This window comes from Flavobacterium hydrophilum (assembly GCF_003202405.1).
In the GTDB taxonomy this organism is placed as follows: domain Bacteria; phylum Bacteroidota; class Bacteroidia; order Flavobacteriales; family Flavobacteriaceae; genus Flavobacterium; species Flavobacterium hydrophilum.
In genome coordinates this window covers 1-589 of sequence record NZ_QJHL01000022.1, presented here as the reverse complement: position 1 = coordinate 589, position 589 = coordinate 1, and the positions used below count along the sequence as shown (strand labels likewise).

General features: G+C 51.1%; 1 protein-coding gene. It reads right to left on the bottom strand.

The window, feature by feature from the left end:
- Window positions 1-589 (bottom strand): Calx-beta domain-containing protein (locus tag DMB68_RS23155; protein ID WP_196783723.1); only part of this gene is annotated, 589 nt, incomplete at both ends.

The window sequence follows — 589 nt, the reverse complement described above, 5'->3', positions numbered from 1 at the left end:
CTGTTCCTGCAAAGCCTAAGCTTACCACTGTATCGGTAGTCGTAGCCGTGCTCAGTGTAGCGGTGATTGTAGCGGTGCCTGCCGCGTTCTCTGCGATTGTTGTCGTTCCGCTCAGGGTTACCGTTGGGGTGGTCTCGTCATCAGTGATCGTAACGATAGCCTGAGTCGTACTGCCTGCCGTAGCTCCTGTAACATTCGTGATATCGACAATTACCGTTTCGTTTCCTTCGTAAAGCGCATCATCGGTTGGATCAATCGTGATCGTTCCGGTCAGCTGCCCTGCCGGTATCGTAATGGTAGTATTGCTTGCCGCATAATCTCCTGCTGAAGCTGTTCCTGCAAAACCTAAGCTTACCACTGTATCGGTAGTCGTAGCCGTACTCAGTGTAGCGGTGATCGTAGCCGTTCCAGCTGCATTCTCGACGATTGTTGTCGTTCCGCTAAGGGTTACCGTTGGGGTGGTCTCGTCATCAGTGATCGTAACGATAGCCTGAGTCGTACTGCCTGCCGTAGCTCCTGTAACATTCGTGATATCGACAATTACTGTTTCGTTTCCTTCGTAAAGCGCATCATCGGTTGGATCAATAGT